Consider the following 16,724-nt stretch of genomic DNA (forward strand, 5'->3'; position numbering starts at 1 on the left):
TCGTTCACTGCCGCGCCTCGTCACTGCTCCCATGCACCTCTGCGCTTCAAAGTTCGATGGTCATGCCGTCGTACGCCACCTCGATTCCGTGTTCAGTGAGCACGCGCCGCTCGGGGCCGTCCTCGATCAGGATCGGGTTGGTGTTGTTGATATGGATGAGCACCTTGCGGATGGCGCCTGCTTTGCCGGCGCGATCCGCGTCGAGCGAATCCAGTGTTTCGATCATGCCGCCCGAACCTGTTTGCGGCAGGTGTCCCATGTCGGCGGCCGTCTTCTTCGACAGGCCGAGGCGGATCATTTCATCGCCGGTCCATAGCGTGCCGTCCACCAGCAGCAGGTCGGCCTCGCGCATGGCCGCCAGCACGGGTTCTTCGATCGCGCCGAGTCCCGGTGCGTAGAACAGGCGCTTGCCCGATTGCTGGTTCGTGAAGACGAGTCCGATGTTGTCGCCCCGCTCGGGCGCATTCCGGTGCGGCGAGTAGGGCGGCGCCTTGCTCGACAGCGGCAGCGCGTCGATGCGCACGCCGTTCAGCGCCTCCACGGCGAGCGGTGCGCCGTCGAGCGCGATGCGGCGATGCTCGACGCCGCAATAGTGCGACAGGATCGGCGCGACCGGAAAGCCGGAGCCGAGGTCTTGCCAGACCGCATCGGTGGCGTAGAGTGGCAGGGGGGTGTCGCGCTCGCGCAGCATCAGCAGGCCGGTGACGTGGTCGATCTGCGCGTCGATCACGAGCACGGCGGCAATGCCGCTATCGCGTGCGCGGCGGGCGGGCTGCAGCTCGGGATTCGCCGCGATCTGCGCGAGCAGATCGGGTGACGCATTGACGAGCAGCCAGTCCTCGCCGTTCGCGCTCACCGCGATCGACGACTGCGTGCGGCGCGTCGCCTTCAGCGTGCCGCGGCGCACGCCGTCGCAATTGCGGCAGTTGCAGTTCCACTGCGGAAAGCCGCCGCCGGCCGATGAACCGAGGACCTTGATCTTCATGCCGCACGGCGCATGCTGCACCCCTCCTGAAGGGTCGGGATGAACATCGCGGCGAGCACGCGCGCGACGCGTTCATGAAGCGCGGGGTCGCTCGTCAGATGTCCCGCGCTCACCAGCTCGACCTGCGCGGCGGGAACCGCGCGAGCGAAGCGCCGCAGATTGCTGGCCGGACAAACCGGATCGCGTGAGCCGTGCACCGCGGCAAGCGCGACGCCGGCCGCCGCCGCGCGGCGCGCCAGTGACAGCAGACGGGTTTCGCCAAGCCAGCAGCGATGCGCGAGGTAGTGAGCCTGGATCCGGTATTTGCCGGTGAGCTTGCGGGCGAGCCGTTGCGACTGCCTTGCGCGAGGCTGCGCCGGGCGGCGCGTGGCGGCGCTCGCCAGCACCGCGTCCTCGTAGCCGCGCCATGCCAGCGCGAGCGCGCGTTGCCGCGTTTCGTTCGCGCCGTATCGCAGGCCGGCGGCGCAGCGGGCGGCCAATCCGGCAGGCCGCTCGCACCGGGCCGCGACGCGCAATGTGGACCACGCACGCGGCGCGCGTCGCCGGGACGTGACGAACAGGCCGCGAACTTCCCGCCGGGATGTGAGGAACAGTCCGCGCATCACGACGCCCGTGACCGATTGCGGACACTGCCCGGCATACGCGAGCGCCAGCGCCGCGCCCCACGAGCCGCCGAGCACGCCCCAGCGGGCGAAGCCGAGCCGCGCGCGGATCGCCTCGAGATCGGCGATCAGATAGTCGGTGCGGTTGTGGCGCACGCTGCCGTGCGGCGTCGATGCACCGGTGCCGCGCTGATCGATCAGCACGACCCGGAAGCGGCTCAGATCGAAGAGCCGCAGCGCGCCCGGCTGGCTGCCGCTGCCGGGGCCGCCGTGCAGGACCGCCACCGGCACGCCGCCGGCCGCGCCGGCCACCGCGAACGCCACGCGATGACCGTCGCGCGTGCGCAGCGTGCTGGCTTCGAGCGGCGGCAATGCGTGCCGCGAACCGCGCTCCCGATCGCGCCTCGTCATGGCAGCATCCTCGCGAGCAGGTTGTCGCGATCGATCCATTGATGCTTGAGGGCGCCGGCCACGTGCAGCACGATCAGCGCGATCAGCACGAATGCCACGGCCTTGTGGATGCCGAAGAAAAGCTCGCGCAAATGCGCGTCGTCCCAACCCCACTGCGGCAGGGGGATGCCCCAGAAGCGCGTGCCATAGCGGTTAAACGACGAACCGAGATAACCGGCAAGCGGCATCGCGACCATGCCGACATATAAAAGACCCTGCGTAGTGCGCGCGGCGGCGCGTTGCCACGGTGGCATCGGCGGCAGGGGTGGCCGATGAAGGGCCGCCCGCGCCACGATGCGCAGAAGCACCAGCAGGAAAACCGTCAGCCCGAGCGACTTGTGCAGGTTGATCAGCGTCGCTTTGACAGGCAAGCCCTTCGGCAATCCGACCATATAGAACCCGACCGCGAGCAGGCCGATGATGCCAAGCGCGATCAGCCAATGCAGCGCGATCAGCGAACCGGCATAACGTGGCGCGCCGGCGTCGATAGCGGGCCTCGCGTTCGGAGAATGCGCTGTCGTCATGCCTGTCTCCTTTCGTGGCTGGTGTGTCTTGCCGAACACCCTTTCCATCTGATTTCGCCTGACCGGCGGGCCGCGCGCCTTTAGCCGGCGACCAGTATTTCGCCTCTACCGTCCACCGCGAGATCGCCCGTATAGCGGACCGGCAAGCGGTCCGCGCGCCACTGCGAAAAGGGGGCGATTTCAGCCGCGAGACTGCGCACGAGCAACGACCAGAATACGTCGAATCCATGGCCACCGCCTGTGAATGTCACCGGCAAATGAGCGGGGCGCCGCGCGAGCAGCAGCGTGCCGCGCCTCATTCCATAGGCAAAATGCGAGCCCAGTTGCCCCGCGACGCCCACGGTGCCGGCCACCAGCCGCGAGGCCGCGAATTCGCCCGCGTCGCCGCCGACCAGCACCAGCCCGCGGCGCATGCGGTCGGCGAGCCGCGCGCCCGCGTTGCGATGGATCGTCAGCGTGCCGCCAGTCATGCCTTCCATGTCGCCAGTCAGCGCGCCGGCGGCGAAATCGCCGCTGTCGCCGGTCACAGTCAGCCGGCCGCCGCGCATCTCGCAACCGGTGAAATGCCCCGCGTTGCCGTCGATCCGCAGAACGCCGCCCGTCATCCTGAAGCCGCTGTAGTCGCCGACCGACCCATGCACGGCGAGATGGCCGCCGTCCATCTGCGCGCCGACGCGGTCGAGCCACGGCGCGGCGCCGTCGATGACCAGGGTGGCGGTGTCCTCATCGGCGTTCGGTTGTGACACAGCTGTTCCATTGTGCGACACCTGGAACACATCGCCGACAGCGCAGCTTTCGTTGCCGGACGGCAGCACGATGCGCTCGATCTCCGCCACGCTCATGCTCGACAGCGACGCCGGCCGCAGCACGGCGGCATCGACCCGGAAACCCGGTGGCGTTTTCACGCGCAAGGTCGTCGTGCTCATGCGCGGCTCCCGTCGAGACCCGCCGCAAGCGCATGCAGATGAAAGTGGTACGGCCCGAGCTTGCCGCCGTAGTTGCCCGCGGAGATCCGCAGCACGCCGGCCGCGCGGCCCAGCGCGGCGGCCGCAGCGATGCCGGCCGTCATCGCCGCGCCGACATCGGCATCGGTGAGGCCGTCGATCACGATCTCCAGCACACAGCCGACTTCCGCGCTGAGTTCGCTGCGCGCGGCGAGGCCGATGAGGCTCGGACAGAATGCGTCGTTGGTGGAGGCGCTCGCGCCTTGATACCGGGAGCCGATCTTCGAGCCCGAGCGGACGATGCCGCCGGGGAACGGCATGATCACGTTCGGCAGCCGGCGCATCGCCGCGACGGCGGCTTCGGCGGCGGCGAGCGCGGCGCCGAGGTCATGCGCGAGCAGCAGCAGGTTGCCGCCGCCGACGGCTTTGACCGTCACCGCCGTGTCTTCGCAGACGAACTCGCCGTCCATCACCGGCACGCGCCAGTAGCGGGTCGTGCCGATCATCTTCGAGATCTGCCAGCCATCGCCGAAAAAGCGCAGCCCGCTGCCGAGCGCTGCGTTGTCCGATAGCGGCGCGCGGCTGGTGGCGGGATCGATGCCGCTGAACACGGCGGTGCTCGGGCAGGTGAGCACGGATTGCCCGACGCGCCGCCCGATCTGCTTCGCCAGTTCCTTCGACGACACCGCGAACAGCAGCACCGCGACACCCGGACGGCCGTCCGGCGTTTCGTCGCACGCCAGCGCGCGCTCCACGCCGGCCTCGCAGCCGCAGCCGATCACGGAGGTGGCGAACCCCGTCAGCGAGTTGGCCGCGTGCATCGCCCAGGTGGGCGTATGCGCGGTGATGACGAGCCGCGTCGCCTTCATCGGGAAGGCTTCCGCGAAGGTGGCGTCGATCGCGGTGCCGTTGATCTCGAGCGTGGACGGGGCGTTCATCGTGGGCGGTTCAGCTGGCATCGGTCAGCCGTTATCCGTTAGCCAGACATTCGACGGGCAACAGGCGCCCGCCGCGGCAGCAGTCGCAGACCTCGTCGTCGCTGATCGCGGCATGCGCGAAGTTGCTCGCGAGGTTGGCGTCGCTGTAGGCGCGCAGCGTCTTCTCGATGCCGCGATCGAATTCCGGCGACACGAAATGGATGCCGCCCGTCGGCGCGGCGACGAGGGTGCCGTCGCGCGCGACCAGCTCGCCGTCCTTGAACACATAGGCGGGCGACGTGAACATCCGCTCGCGGTCCGGCTCGTCGCGATAGACGGCGATGTCCGCCGCCGCGCCCGCGCCGAGATGGCCGCGGTCGCGCAAACCGAGCAGCCGCGCGGGACCGGCGCGCGTGATGATGGCGATCTCATACAGCGAGAACTCGCGTGTCAAGCCCGGCAATGCACTGGCGACCTGGGCCTCGGCATTGAGCTTCGCGAGCTGCTCGTCGCGGAACGGCTTGTCCATCAGCAGGCGGATCAGATGCGGATAGCTGGTGAACGGGCCGCCGTTCGGATGATCCGTGGTCATCGCGACGCGCCACGGATCGTCGACCAGCAGGAAAATCTCCAGGCCGATGATCCATTGCAGCGCGTTCACATAGCTTTGCTCGCGATAGCGGAACGGCACCACGCCGCAGCCCGCATCGCATTCGATGTCGCCGGCCACCCACTTGTGCGGCCGGGCGAACGGCGTGTTGCGGAACTGCATCATCGTGTCACCCGAGGCCGTGACGGTCTGCCCAAAGATGATCTGGCCGACGTCGATGGAGACGTTCGGCCGCGCGTTCACCGCGTCGGCGATATGCCGCGCGCCCGACGAAAACTTGTGCGGCCCGTCGACTCCGTAGCTGTGAAACTGGATGTGGGTCAGATGGATCGGCAGGCCGTCGGCGGCGTCCATGGTCGCGATCGTCGACTCGATGTTGCCGGGCACGCCGAGATTGCTCGCGTGCACATGCAGCGGATGCGGCACGCGCAGTTCGGTCAACGCGCGCGATAACGTGTGCAGCACTTCGCGCGGCGTGACGCCGTAGTGCACGTGCGGTTCGTCGACATCGAGCGAACGCTGGTTGAACTTGAAGGCGGAGATGCCGCCGGGGTTGACCACTTTCACGCCGAGCGCCTTGCTCGCATGAATCGTCCAGCCGACATAATCGCGCAGGCGCGCGAAGTCGTCGCGCGCCGCCAGCATTTGCAGGAACAGTTCGTCGTTGCCGAGCATCACGTAGGCGCCGTGATCGATGATCGGCGTGTCGCCCATTTCGAGGTGCGTGTGGCGTGCGTTGGACGGCATCATGGCCGGTTCGAACGCGGCGGTGTAGCCCATTTCGGCGTAGCGGTAGCCGGTCGCGAGCGTCCCCGGCGTGCAGACGCCGCATGACGGCAGACGCAGATAGCGGCCCGCGCCGTCCTGCGCCGATCCGTACACGGGCTCGCGCAGCGGATCGGCGCGATGGTCTTCGGGCAGCAGCAGGCGCGACAGATTGGTCTTGCCGCCGCCGATATGCGAATGCATGTCGATGCCGCCCGCCATCACGATCATGCCGGTGGCGTCGTACTCGCGATCCACCGGCGTATCGGGCGCGACATCGACGATGCGGCCGTCGCGGAAGCTCAGGTCGCGGCGCTCGCCGTTCACGCCGTGGGTCGGGTCGAAGAGCGTGCCGCCTTTCAGTCGGACGAGGCTCATTGCTGCACCTCGCCGCTGCGCGGCTCATGCTGGCGCGCGGCCAATCGCGCGGTCAACTGTGTGGCAAGCGACGCCACCGACGCAAGCGCGCCGCCGCGAGCGGCCGCAAGCGGCATCACGACCGAACCGTCGACGCGAAACAGATGGCCGCCCGTGTCGATGCCGGGTGTCGCGACGGGAATGAACACGGTGTTCGCGCCGCGCGCTTTCGCCGCGTCCGCGAGCGCCGGATGGCCGAGCACGATCAAAGGCAGCGCGGGATCGAGCGCCACTGGCCACGCATGCGGCGCGAAGCTCGCGATCCACAGCAGCGCGTCCACCTCGCCGCCAGCGAGCAGCCTACCGCTGCGATAGCGGTACGGATCGTGATCGAGCGGCGCTGTGCCGGCGCTGCGTGCGGGCGTCGACAAACGCGTACGCAGCGGCATGCCCGAGAGCCAGGTCATCGTCTGATTCACCGTCAATGCGCCGTCGTCGCCGCCGAGCGCGAGACACGCGGCTCGGGTGGTGCGGTTGGCCGCCTTGACGATCCGGTTCAATGCTTCGATCAACAGCGCCGCATGCGGGCCGGGCAGCGCGCCCGGCTCGTAGATGAGCACCGTGTAGCGCGCTGAGGCGATGCGCGCCTGCAATGAGGCGAGCGTTGCCGCCGCGCTGGCGGCAGCGTCGTTGCCGTCGCTGTGGTGGCGCCACAGGCCGGCTTCGCGCCCTTCGCCGAGCGCGGACCACAGCGCGAGCGTGTCGTAGGGATCGGCATGCGGCAACAGCGTTTCCGTTCGCGTATGCGCGAGGCCGGCCGCCGCCGGGTCCACCGCGCAGCCGACGAAGATCAGCTCACGCGCGATATCGGTGCCCGCCAGCACGCGTGTGAAAAAACGCGGATAACGCCGTGACGGCTGACAGCCGAAGAACAACAGCAAGTCCGCGCGGGATCGCACTTCGGAGAGCGTCGTAAAGAACGAACCGCGGTCCTGCAAGGCGAGGGTCGCCGGCGTCAGTGCGTCGCCGTGCAGATGATCGAGAATCGCGCCGCAACCGGCCGCGAGCACGTAGAGGGCACGCGCGCCCGCGACGTCCGTGGCCAGCCCGCCAAACAATGGACGGCGCGAGTCCGCGAGGATTTGCGCGGCGCGCGCCAACGCCGCATCGGGCTGCGCCTCGTTGCCATCGACGACGCTGCGGCATTGCGCGTGCGCCGCGCCGTACAGCGCGAGGGCCGCGGCAAGCCGCGAACATTCGGTGTCCGCAACGCTGAGCGTGCCGTCGCCCTGTGACTCGATAACGAGGTCGTCACACAGCAATGGGCAGAACGGGCAAGTCCAGTCGCGTGTGACCGCCGCCACGCGCGCGCCGGTTGCGCCCGATGCGTTCGTGCCGGGGGGCGATGGATCGGTAGGCGAAAGGTGCATGGCGCACTTTTAGCAAGCTCCATGCCGATTGATGTGACCACGCGCTGGCGCAGCGACGGCCCGCATCACGTGCACGGTCGTGCTGCTTTGCGTTCAGAGGGATCGGCACGGCGGATGCGCGTTGAGCAATGCCCCTCGATCGTGAGGCGGCGCATGGTTCAACATGCGATTGCGCCGTACAGGTTGTGTGCCGCGCTGGAGCAGAGTGTCACGCGCAGCCTGCCTGGCTTGCCGTTCGTTTGCATTCGCCGGTTGCTGATGCCGTGGCATGGAAATTGTATGGCAATCCTACAGGGATTCGGATTGCGCGAGGCCGATCTGCCGATCGTGCAGCGCCGAGGCAACCAGCCAGGCGGTCGCACCGGTGCTGGCCGCAGCCATCACATCTGCGCGATTGCGGATGCCGCCCGCGCCGATCACCGTGGTGTGCGCCGCCGCGCTGGCGCGAATGCGCTCGAAGGTGGGCAGGTCAGGTCCAGCGTAACTGCCTACCTGATCGAGGGTCATCGCGATCACACGCGAGGGCCACCATGTCGAGGAGCGCTCCAGTTGGGTGGCCGCCAGTAACCGGCCCGCCCGGTGATCGAGCGAGAGGATCGGCGAGAGACCGGCAGCCTGTGCCGCGTGCAGTGCAGGGATATCGCGCAGCGACTCCGTGCCGAACACCGGTACGAGGGTCGCGAGCGCGTGATGAGCGGCAGGGCCCGCGTGTCGGCCGATCGCGTCGATGTGCTCGAACAGCGCGCGCATCGACGCATAGTCCGCATAACCCGCATCGAGCCACAGTTCGATGCCGGGCAGCGCGGCGCGCAACGCGGCGAGCACCGTCGCATGCGCGCCGCGCTGCAGGATGGCGCCGAGGTCGGCGATATAGAGCGTGCGCGCGCCGCTGGCGGCGAGCAGCGCGCGGGCGAGGGGAAGCGGCTCGCTGGCGGCGGCGAGGCGGGACTGGATGGGCCGATAGGCGGTCCGCTCGCCGCGCACCGCGCGCACGACCTGGCCGTCGAGCAGATCGAGAACCGGTATCACCTGCATGGGGGCGCGTTCCTTTGACCAAGATCTTCGTCTACGAGTATCTCACCGGCGGCGGCATCGATCCCGCGCTGGCCGGCGCAGGCAGTCTCGCTGACCTGAGCGCGCTGATCGTCGAAGGACGTGTGATGCGCGACGCGCTGGTCGCCGATCTGCGCGACCTCGACGGCGTGGACGTCACCTTCGCGACCTCACGCTTTGAAACGGTCGACGCGGCGCAATCGCATTGTATGGCCGCACAGGGCGAATCGATGACAGCCTTCGTCGCCCGCGCGGCGCGTGAACACGATTACGCGTGGGTGATCGCGCCGGAATGCGACGGCCTGCTGCTGCACCTCTACGATGCCGTCGGCGCCGCCCGCTGGCTCGGCTGCGGCAAGGAGCCGATCCGCGTGACGTCGAGCAAGAGCGGGACTGCGGCATGTCTTGCCGCGCATGGGATTGCCACGACGCCCGCCCTCGAACCGGGCCAGGCGGGCGGAGCTCGGGACGGCCGTTGGGTCGTGAAACCGGACGATGGCGCGGGCGGCCTCGATACCTTCGTGTTCGACCGTTTCGCCGATGCCTGCGCCGAATACGAGCTGCGCGCGGCGGCGGCGCGCAATCCGGTGCTGCAGCGATGGGTCGACGGCGAACCGTTGAGCCTGTCGCTGATCTGCCGCGACACGGGCGTCGAGCTGGTCAGCATCAACCGTCAGCAGATCGGTTTGAGCGGCGGCGACGCGCCGGGCGGGCATCCGCGCATCGTCGAATTCGACGGCGTGCTGGTCGATCAGATCGATCGTCACAGCGGCGCGGGCCGCACGCTCGACACGCTCGCGCAACGCGTAGCGATGGCGATACCGGGCTTGCGCGGCTTTGTCGGTATCGACGTGGTGTGGCATCCGCAGCGCGGACCGGTCGTGATCGAGGTGAATCCGCGTCTCACGGTTGCTTATGCGGGACTGTCCGCGGCACTCGGCAGAAATCTCGCGGCGGCTTTGCTGACCGCGCATGGGGCGCGCATCGAGCGGTCCGAAGCGGTGCGCGCCAGCCCATTGCACTCAACTGTCGGGGTGCAACCTTGAGCGCGACCCATACGGAAGATTCGGCAGCGGGCGCGGTGGTGTTCGGCTGGGACGTCGGCGGCGCGCACGTGAAGGTGTCGATGGCCGATGGCAGCGCAGCCGTGCTCGACGTGGCGCAATGGGCCTGTCCCCTGTGGCAGGGACTCGATCATCTTGAGAGCACCATCGGCCTTGTTTTCGAGCGCTGGCCGCAGGCACGCACGGCCGGCGCGCGGCATGCAGTGACGATGACCGGCGAGATGGTCGATCTGTTCGGGGACCGCGCCGAAGGCGTGCGCGCGATCGTCGCCACCCTCGCGCAGCGGCTCGGCGCGCGGCTGCGCTTTTACGCCGGCGACGCCGGCTGGCTCGCCGCCGACGCCTGCGCGGCCGGCTGGCGCCACGTCGCGTCGGCGAACTGGCTCGCCACCGCGCGGTGGGTGTCCACCCGCGTGGCGCACGCCGTGCTCATCGATATCGGCAGCACGACCACCGACATCATTCCGATCGCCGGCGGCCGTGTGGTTGCGCGCGCCGCGACCGATGCCGGCCGGCTCGCCACCGGCGAGCTGGTGTATCAGGGTGTCGTGCGCACGCCGTTGTGCGGGGTCGCGCACCGCATCGAATTTGCCGGCGTCACGGTCAACGTGATGAACGAATGGTTTGCGACCACCGCCGATGTCTACCGGCTGACCGGCGAACTGAACCCCCTGCACGACGTGCAGCCGAGCGCCGACCAGGGGCCGAAGACCGAGGCGGCGAGCCGTGCGCGGCTTGCGCGTATGATCGGGCGCGACGCGCACGAAGCGGGCCTGATCGAATGGCGCGGCTTTGCGCAACGCTGGCGAGCGCTCCAGTTGCGCGAAATCGGTGTAAATCTGGCGCGGGTCGTCGCGGCGCATCCGCAACTGGCCGTCGCGCCGCTGCTGGGTGCAGGGTGTGGCCGGTTCCTTGCCGCCGCCTTGGCCCGTGAAGAAGCGCGAGGCTATATCGACTTCGGCACGCTGGCGGGCGTGCCGGACAGTTGCGCCGCGTGGGCGGCGACTTGCGCGCCGAGTGTGGCGGTCGCGCTGCTCGCGGTTGGTGATCCCGATGCGCGCGAACAAGGCGTGAAGCGTGAGGCGCCGCGCGCGGCATGATGTGAAAACCGCGCCGCCGTCCGATGAAGCGGCGTGTCAGCCGGACAGTGCAGCGATGAGCCCGGCTTGAAACATGGCGGAACGCGGACGGGCACTCAACTGGAAGCGAGGACAACGGTCATGTGGGTGGTCAAGATTGGAGGCAGTCTGAGTCACGACCCGACGCTGCGCCACTGGCTCACCGAGCTATGCGAAGTGGGCGGCGGACGCGTCGTCATCGTGCCCGGTGGCGGCGATTTCGCGGACAAGGTGCGGCAATACCAGAGCGAATGGCGTTTCGACGATCTCGCCGCGCACAACATGTGTCTGCTCGCGATGACGCAATACGCGCTTCTGATGCAAGGGGTGTTGCCCGAACTCGTGCTCGCATCGAGCGAGGCCAAGATTCGCCGCACGTTGCGCGACGGTCATGTCGCCGTGTGGGTGCCGACTGCGCTGATGCGCGACACGCCCGATGCGATGAGCAACTGGGACACGACCTCGGACAGCCTCGCGGCCTGGCTGTCGACGATGCTCAACGCGGAGCGGCTGGTGGTGGTGAAATCCTGTCCGATCGCCGCCGACGACCCGCTCGATACGCTGGCCGCGGCGGGTGTGGTGGACCGCCGTTTCGTCGATTACGTGCACGACGCGAACTACGTGGTCGAACTATTCGACAAGAACAACGTGGCGTTGATGCGCGACCGGCTGCTGAACATCCCGGTTACCTGATTCGCGTCGGGAACGGAGAAGGGGGACGCGCCGTTTGCGTCCCGTTGGCGTCCCTTCGTTCTACAGGCGCGCCGCGTTCGCGGCGCCCGGCGCCGACGCGGCACTGCTCGCGCCCACGTCGCCAGCCGGCCGGTGCAACGCGCTGACCCACTGCGCGACGCGCTGCGGATCGAGCCTCGAACGGCGCCCGTCGGCGCACAATGCGGTGCGAAAGCCCGCGACATCGGGGGCGAGCGCGCGGATCTGCTCCAGTTGCGCCCAGCCGAGCGCACCGGCGATGCCGCCCATCGCGCCATGCTCGCGCGTCAGCCGCAGCCAGCGGGCGAGCGTACCGATATCCACATGGTCGAACAGCGTGCTGCCGTCCTTGCCGGCGGTATCGAACATCACGCCGGCAAATCCGAGCGCGGCGGTGTGGGCGACCAGTTCGTCGTCCATGCCGCTGTCGCATAGCAGCACGGGCACCACCGTGGCCGGCAGATCAGCCAGTTGTTCGAGGCAGCGCCGCGCTGACGGCCCACGCGCCACGCCGACCTTCACGTAGTCGATGCCCGCATCGCTGACCTCGATGACGCGCGCGGCGATCTCATCGAACGCGTCGGCCGGCACGTCGCCGATCGCCGCACTGATCGGCTTGACTGGGTAGCGCGCGCGCAACTGCCGCGCGATGTTCGTAATCTCGCCAATCGACAGGCCGCCGAGCGCGCCGGCGTTCGGCTCCTTCAGGTCGATCAGTTCGGCGCCGGCGCGAGCGGCGTCGAATGCTTCGTCATTCGAGCGGACGCTCGCGAGCAATGCGGTCAACGGTGTTCTCCGGAAAGACTACGGGTGTACGGCAGCGGCGCTCTGACCACCGGATGATGCGAGGTTCGCGCGATGCCGCGCGACGGCGGCGACGAGCCAACCCCATGCCGTGCGCTCGTTGTCGCCGGCTGTCTTGTCGATCGCGATCTGCAGGTAAGCCATCTCGCGATCGATCTTGTCGGCCGGCAGCATGAAGAGCCGGCTCACCAGAATCGCGCCTTCGACCACCGCCGCTTGCGCCCGGTTGAAGCCCGCGAACGGTGCGTGATTTCCGCGGTGCACGCATCGCATGACCAGCACGGGACGCTGCGCATCGTCGCGCAATTCGTCGAGTTCGAGTTCGGTGTGCGCCAGCGACTCGGCGAGGCGCACGCTGGCGACGCGGCTCGCGGCAACGGTCGGCCAATCGGTTGCGCAGTGCGTGACACAGCCCGCGAAGATGCGCACGTCGGTGGTGAAGTTCAGAACCGCCGCGCGCGACGCAACGATATTGTCGAGCGTCGTGGACGGACGAAACGGCGAGAGGATGACACGCTCACCCTCGTACCGCGCCCCCATCGGGGCGACGTGAGGGCGGCCATCGCACGCTGCCGTGGTGACGATCGTTTCGTGGATCATGGATGAGAACGCGTGTCCTGACAGCGCCGAAAGGCCGTTAACTCATGACAAACAGGGTTCGCAAAGGGGCCGCGGCGTGCGGCCCTATTGCGGGCTTAACGCGTAGCGACATACATCACGATTTCAAAACCGAGACGCACATCGGTGTAGCTCGGAGTTGTCCACTGCATACGTGCTTCCTCCATGAGTTGATCCAGCGTTGCCGTCGGCCCGGCGTGATGCCGGACTTCATGGGCATCCGGCATCACGCAAGCTTTATGCCCAGGCGTGGCGCCGAAGCGACGTGCCGGCGCGCGTCCGACCGGCTATACAGCACCTGCCGAATTACGCCGGCATGACAGTCACACAGCGCAGCCGTCAAGCCTGCATTCGAGTCTTCGCTGTGTGGCGAAAACGAAGCAAAGTGTTCCATCGCACTCGCACGGACTGGCAGTGCGCTGTCACGCCATCCTCTGTTTCGTCACGAGACATTCTGCGCCGATTTTTTGCGCCGGTCGCGAAAAACGACACCACGATATGGGTTCGATAACGGATCGGTTAAGTCTGCCAAATAAAATCGTGAATTCCCCTCGGCGGCGTCCGTACCTACAGTGCAACTCACGCGCTTCGTTCTTCCGGCAGCGCGCTTGCCACCTTCAAGGACACGTCATGAACGATTTCAGCCAACCGGTGATCGAGCCGGAACGCAATCCGCGCAATCCGCGCGAGCGGTACGCAGCAGGCGTGATGAAATACCGCGAGATGGGTTACTGGCAACCGGAGTACGAGCCGAAAGAAACCGACGTCATCGCGCTGTTTCGGATCACGCCGCAACCCGGCGTCGACCCGGAGGAAGCGGCGGCCGCCGTGGCCGGCGAATCGTCGACGGCGACCTGGACGGTCGTGTGGACCGACCGGCTGACCGCCTGCGACATGTATCGCGCCAAAGCCTATCGCGTGCAGCCGGTGCCGGCTTCGCGCGCCGACGAGCCGCAGTACTTCGCGTACATCGCGTATGACCTCGATCTGTTCGAAGAAGGCTCGGTGGCGAACCTGACCGCGTCGATCATCGGCAACGTGTTCGGCTTCAAGCCGCTCAAGGCGCTGCGTCTCGAAGACATGCGCATACCGGTTGCCTACCTGAAGACTTTCCAGGGGCCGCCGACCGGTATCGTCGTCGAGCGCGAGCGGCTCGACAAATATGGACGGCCGCTGCTCGGCGCAACGGTCAAGCCGAAGCTCGGCTTGTCGGGCAAGAACTATGGGCGGGTGGTGTACGAAGGCCTGCGCGGCGGCCTGGATTTCCTGAAGGACGACGAGAACATCAACTCGCAAGCGTTCATGCATTGGCGCGACCGCTTTCTGTTTTCGATGGATGCGGTGAACCGCGCGCAGGCGGAAACCGGCGAGGTCAAAGGGCATTATCTGAACGTGACGGCCGGCACCATGGAGCATATGTACGAGCGCGCCGAATTCGCGAAGGAGCTGGGCTCGTGCATCGTGATGATCGACCTCGTGATCGGCTGGACCGCGATTCAGTCGATGTCGCACTGGGCCCGCAAGAACGACATGATCCTGCATCTGCATCGCGCCGGGCACAGCACGTATACGCGCCAGCGCAACCATGGCATCTCGTTTCGCGTGATCGCGAAATGGCTGCGCATGGCGGGCGTCGATCATGCGCATGCGGGCACGGCGGTCGGCAAACTCGAAGGCGATCCGCTGTCGGTGCAGGGCTACTACAACGTCTGCCGCGACGCCCACAACGCGGTCGATCTGTCGCGCGGCATCTTCTTCGATCAGCCGTGGGCCGGCTTGCGCAAGATGATGCCGGTGGCGTCGGGCGGGATTCACGCGGGGCAGATGCATCAACTGCTCGACCTGTTCGGCGACGACGCGATTCTGCAGTTCGGCGGCGGCACGATCGGACATCCGGCCGGCATTCAGGCCGGCGCGGTGGCGAACCGCGTGGCGCTCGAAGCGATGGTGAAGGCGCGCAACGAGGGCCGCGACATTCTCAACGAGGGGCCGGACATTCTCGAAGCCGCCGCTCGCTGGTGCACGCCGCTCAAGCAGGCGCTCGACACGTGGCGCGACGTGACCTTCAATTACGCGTCCACCGATACGCCCGATTTCGCGGCCACGCCTACCGCGGCATAGAGGGCGCGAGTAGCAAGTCAGCGCCACTTGCCGGTTTTGTCGATCAGCAAGCCAATCCCGACGACGGTGCCATGGCACCGCGCGAGGGGACAGTTGACGCCGTTCTGAACGAGACATCAATCAACGAGGTTCGTCATGCGCATTACACAGGGAACGTTCTCCTTCCTGCCTGAGCTAAGCGACGAGGAAATCAGCTTGCAGATCGACTACGCGCTGCGTCAGGGCTGGGCATGTTCGGTCGAATTCACCGATGACCCGCATCCGCGCAACACCTATTGGGAAATGTGGGGCTTGCCGATGTTCGACCTGCACGATGCGGCCGGCGTGTTGCAAGAAGTGAACGCGTGCCGCGCGGCGCGGCCGCAGCACTACATCAAGGTCAACGCGTTCGATTCGGTGCGCAGTTTCGAGACCATGCGGCTGTCGTTCATCGTCAACCGTCCGGACGAGGAACCGGGCTTCCGTCTCTTGCGTCAGGATGCGCAAGGGCGAGTGCAGCGCTACAGCATGTCGGGCTATGCGGGCGACCGGCCGTCGGGCGAGCGCTACGGCCCGGCACGCTGACGGCCGCGAACGACGCAACGTGCTGCGAGCCGCCCGACGACTCGACCGACGAATCGCCGCAAGGAGGAGCAATGAGAGACGACGACACTGCCATAGTGGATGCCATCCTGCCGTCCGCGGCGCGCACCGACGACGCGCGGCCGCTCCACGATGCGCAACACGAGCCGCCGCTAGTCGATCTCGCGGCGCTGTATCGCGACTCCGGCATCGGCGACGTGCTCGGCGAATTCGATCGCGATCTGGTCGGGCTCGCGCCGGTGAAGACCCGCATCCGCGAAGTGGCCGCTCATCTGCTGGTCGAGCGCGCGCGCGATTCGCTCGGTCTCGCCGGCGGTGCGCCGACCCTGCACATGTGCTTCTCCGGCAACCCCGGCACCGGCAAGACGACCGTCGCGCTACGCATGGCCGAGGTGCTGCACGGGCTCGGCTACATTCGCCGTAATCATCTGGTCTCGGTGACGCGCGACGATCTGGTCGGGCAATACATCGGCCATACCGCGCCGAAAACGCGCGATGTGCTCAAGCGCGCGATGGGCGGCGTGCTGTTCATCGACGAAGCGTACTACCTGTATCGCCCGGAAAACGAGCGCGATTATGGACAGGAGGCGATCGAGATCCTGCTGCAGACCATGGAGAACCAGCGCGGCGACCTGGTGGTGATTCTGGCCGGCTACGCAGCGCGGATGGAAGTCTTCTTCGAGAGCAATCCGGGTTTTCGTTCGCGCATCGCGCATCACATCACGTTTCCCGACTACGCCGAAACCGAACTGCTCGACATCGCCGAGCGCATGCTCGGGACGATGCATTACCGCTTCGACGCCGCCTCGCGGCACGCGTTCGCCGACTATCTGGCGCGCCGCATCCGTCAGCCGAATTTTGCCAATGCCCGCTCGGTGCGCAATGCGCTCGACCGCGCGCGGCTGCGCCAGGCCAACCGGCTGTTCGCTAGTGCGCTGCAAGGCGGCGCGCCGATCGACGCCGCCGCGCTCACGCTGATCGAGGCCGCCGACGTGCGCGCGAGCCGCGTGTTCGACGCGCCGCCGCCCACCCCGACATCGCGCGCGCTCACGGCGCCGCCAGGTTGAGT

17 protein-coding genes are annotated in these 16,724 nt (G+C 67.5%); 6 read left to right on the top strand and 11 right to left on the bottom strand.

The features are described 5' to 3' along the window. Window positions 1–46: 46 nt before the first annotated feature. The 8 genes from pqqB to PQR02_RS12240 form a co-directional block, all read right to left on the bottom strand. Window positions 47–985, bottom strand: a complete 939-nt coding sequence (gene pqqB, locus PQR02_RS12205; protein ID WP_408230329.1) for a pyrroloquinoline quinone biosynthesis protein PqqB — start codon at window positions 983–985, stop codon at window positions 47–49. After that, window positions 982–1,998 carry an alpha/beta fold hydrolase gene (locus PQR02_RS12210; RefSeq protein WP_408230332.1) on the bottom strand — a complete coding sequence of 339 codons (1,017 nt, stop codon included), beginning with the start codon at window positions 1,996–1,998 and terminating at the stop codon, window positions 982–984. The genes pqqB and PQR02_RS12210 overlap by 4 nt, the downstream gene beginning before the upstream one ends. Beyond that, a complete protein-coding gene (locus PQR02_RS12215) occupies window positions 1,995–2,561 on the bottom strand; it encodes a cytochrome b (protein WP_408230335.1) in 567 nt (188 codons plus the stop codon). Before PQR02_RS12215 ends, PQR02_RS12210 begins: the two co-directional genes overlap by 4 nt. Window positions 2,562–2,641: 80 nt before the next feature. Continuing rightward, window positions 2,642–3,487, bottom strand: coding sequence for a formylmethanofuran dehydrogenase subunit C (locus tag PQR02_RS12220; protein ID WP_408230338.1), 846 nt, complete (start codon window positions 3,485–3,487; stop codon window positions 2,642–2,644). Then, on the bottom strand, window positions 3,484–4,443 hold the full coding sequence (fhcD, locus tag PQR02_RS12225) for a formylmethanofuran--tetrahydromethanopterin N-formyltransferase (protein ID WP_408230341.1): 960 nt from the start codon (window positions 4,441–4,443) through the stop codon (window positions 3,484–3,486). The genes PQR02_RS12220 and fhcD overlap by 4 nt, the downstream gene beginning before the upstream one ends. 31 nt (window positions 4,444–4,474) lie before the next feature. After that, entirely contained in the window at window positions 4,475–6,175 is a 1,701-nt protein-coding gene (locus PQR02_RS12230; RefSeq protein WP_408230344.1) for a formylmethanofuran dehydrogenase subunit A, read from the bottom strand. Then, window positions 6,172–7,584 (bottom strand): molybdopterin-binding domain-containing protein, encoded by a 1,413-nt coding sequence (locus tag PQR02_RS12235; protein WP_408230347.1) that lies wholly within the window; start codon window positions 7,582–7,584, stop codon window positions 6,172–6,174. The genes PQR02_RS12230 and PQR02_RS12235 overlap by 4 nt, the downstream gene beginning before the upstream one ends. A 288-nt stretch (window positions 7,585–7,872) precedes the next feature. Beyond that, on the bottom strand, window positions 7,873–8,619 hold the full coding sequence (locus PQR02_RS12240; RefSeq protein WP_408230350.1) for a HisA/HisF-related TIM barrel protein: 747 nt from the start codon (window positions 8,617–8,619) through the stop codon (window positions 7,873–7,875). 14 nt (window positions 8,620–8,633) lie between these two features. On the opposite strand from PQR02_RS12240, the gene PQR02_RS12245 reads away from it, so the two are divergent. The 3 genes from PQR02_RS12245 (at window position 8,634) to PQR02_RS12255 (ending at window position 11,512) form a co-directional block, all read left to right on the top strand. Continuing rightward, on the top strand, window positions 8,634–9,683 hold the full coding sequence (locus PQR02_RS12245; RefSeq protein WP_408230353.1) for an ATP-grasp domain-containing protein: 1,050 nt from the start codon (window positions 8,634–8,636) through the stop codon (window positions 9,681–9,683). Further along, a complete protein-coding gene (locus tag PQR02_RS12250) occupies window positions 9,680–10,801 on the top strand; it encodes a hydantoinase/oxoprolinase family protein (protein ID WP_408230355.1) in 1,122 nt (373 codons plus the stop codon). Before PQR02_RS12245 ends, PQR02_RS12250 begins: the two co-directional genes overlap by 4 nt. Before the next feature lie 120 nt (window positions 10,802–10,921). After that, entirely contained in the window at window positions 10,922–11,512 is a 591-nt protein-coding gene (locus PQR02_RS12255; RefSeq protein ID WP_408230358.1) for an amino acid kinase family protein, read from the top strand. Between the two features lie 60 nt (window positions 11,513–11,572). Here PQR02_RS12255 and PQR02_RS12260 read toward each other — a convergent pair whose 3' ends face one another. The 3 genes from PQR02_RS12260 to pqqA form a co-directional block, all read right to left on the bottom strand. Then, window positions 11,573–12,316, bottom strand: coding sequence for a (5-formylfuran-3-yl)methyl phosphate synthase (locus tag PQR02_RS12260; protein ID WP_408230361.1), 744 nt, complete (start codon window positions 12,314–12,316; stop codon window positions 11,573–11,575). Between the two features lie 18 nt (window positions 12,317–12,334). Continuing rightward, window positions 12,335–12,934 (bottom strand): DUF447 domain-containing protein, encoded by a 600-nt coding sequence (locus PQR02_RS12265; RefSeq protein WP_408230364.1) that lies wholly within the window; start codon window positions 12,932–12,934, stop codon window positions 12,335–12,337. Between the two features lie 95 nt (window positions 12,935–13,029). After that, entirely contained in the window at window positions 13,030–13,104 is a 75-nt protein-coding gene (pqqA, locus tag PQR02_RS41085; RefSeq protein ID WP_113062024.1) for a pyrroloquinoline quinone precursor peptide PqqA, read from the bottom strand. A gap of 478 nt (window positions 13,105–13,582) precedes the next feature. Between pqqA and PQR02_RS12275 the strand changes: the two genes are divergently transcribed. The 3 genes from PQR02_RS12275 to cbbX all read left to right on the top strand — a co-directional run bounded on the left by PQR02_RS12275 (window position 13,583) and on the right by cbbX (window position 16,722). Next, window positions 13,583–15,073: a ribulose-bisphosphate carboxylase large subunit gene (locus PQR02_RS12275; RefSeq protein WP_408230370.1), complete on the top strand. Its 1,491-nt coding sequence runs from the start codon at window positions 13,583–13,585 to the stop codon at window positions 15,071–15,073. Between the two features lie 135 nt (window positions 15,074–15,208). Beyond that, on the top strand, window positions 15,209–15,637 hold the full coding sequence (locus PQR02_RS12280; protein WP_408230373.1) for a ribulose bisphosphate carboxylase small subunit: 429 nt from the start codon (window positions 15,209–15,211) through the stop codon (window positions 15,635–15,637). A 71-nt stretch (window positions 15,638–15,708) separates the two neighbouring features. Next, window positions 15,709–16,722, top strand: a complete 1,014-nt coding sequence (gene cbbX, locus PQR02_RS12285; RefSeq protein WP_408230376.1) for a CbbX protein — start codon at window positions 15,709–15,711, stop codon at window positions 16,720–16,722. Window positions 16,723–16,724 lie beyond the last annotated feature (2 nt).

The sequence above is a fragment of the Paraburkholderia sediminicola genome (assembly GCF_046026895.1).
In the GTDB taxonomy this organism is placed as follows: Bacteria; Pseudomonadota; Gammaproteobacteria; order Burkholderiales; family Burkholderiaceae; genus Paraburkholderia; species Paraburkholderia sediminicola_C.

Excerpts from the sequence above, each read along its gene's own strand:
- fhcD (WP_408230341.1), bottom strand. The coding sequence starts at position 4,443 with ATGAACGCCCCGTCCACGCTCGAGATCAACGGCACCGCGATCGACGCC.
- PQR02_RS12275 (WP_408230370.1), top strand. The coding sequence starts at position 13,583 with ATGAACGATTTCAGCCAACCGGTGATCGAGCCGGAACGCAATCCGCGC.
- PQR02_RS12255 (WP_408230358.1), top strand. The coding sequence starts at position 10,922 with ATGTGGGTGGTCAAGATTGGAGGCAGTCTGAGTCACGACCCGACGCTG.
- PQR02_RS12220 (WP_408230338.1), bottom strand. The coding sequence starts at position 3,487 with ATGAGCACGACGACCTTGCGCGTGAAAACGCCACCGGGTTTCCGGGTC.
- pqqB (WP_408230329.1), bottom strand. The coding sequence starts at position 985 with ATGAAGATCAAGGTCCTCGGTTCATCGGCCGGCGGCGGCTTTCCGCAG.
- PQR02_RS12265 (WP_408230364.1), bottom strand. The coding sequence starts at position 12,934 with ATGATCCACGAAACGATCGTCACCACGGCAGCGTGCGATGGCCGCCCT.
- PQR02_RS12215 (WP_408230335.1), bottom strand. The coding sequence starts at position 2,561 with ATGACGACAGCGCATTCTCCGAACGCGAGGCCCGCTATCGACGCCGGC.
- cbbX (WP_408230376.1), top strand. The coding sequence starts at position 15,709 with ATGAGAGACGACGACACTGCCATAGTGGATGCCATCCTGCCGTCCGCG.
- PQR02_RS12240 (WP_408230350.1), bottom strand. The coding sequence starts at position 8,619 with ATGCAGGTGATACCGGTTCTCGATCTGCTCGACGGCCAGGTCGTGCGC.
- PQR02_RS12230 (WP_408230344.1), bottom strand. The coding sequence starts at position 6,175 with ATGAGCCTCGTCCGACTGAAAGGCGGCACGCTCTTCGACCCGACCCAC.
- PQR02_RS12235 (WP_408230347.1), bottom strand. The coding sequence starts at position 7,584 with ATGCACCTTTCGCCTACCGATCCATCGCCCCCCGGCACGAACGCATCG.
- PQR02_RS12280 (WP_408230373.1), top strand. The coding sequence starts at position 15,209 with ATGCGCATTACACAGGGAACGTTCTCCTTCCTGCCTGAGCTAAGCGAC.
- PQR02_RS12210 (WP_408230332.1), bottom strand. The coding sequence starts at position 1,998 with ATGACGAGGCGCGATCGGGAGCGCGGTTCGCGGCACGCATTGCCGCCG.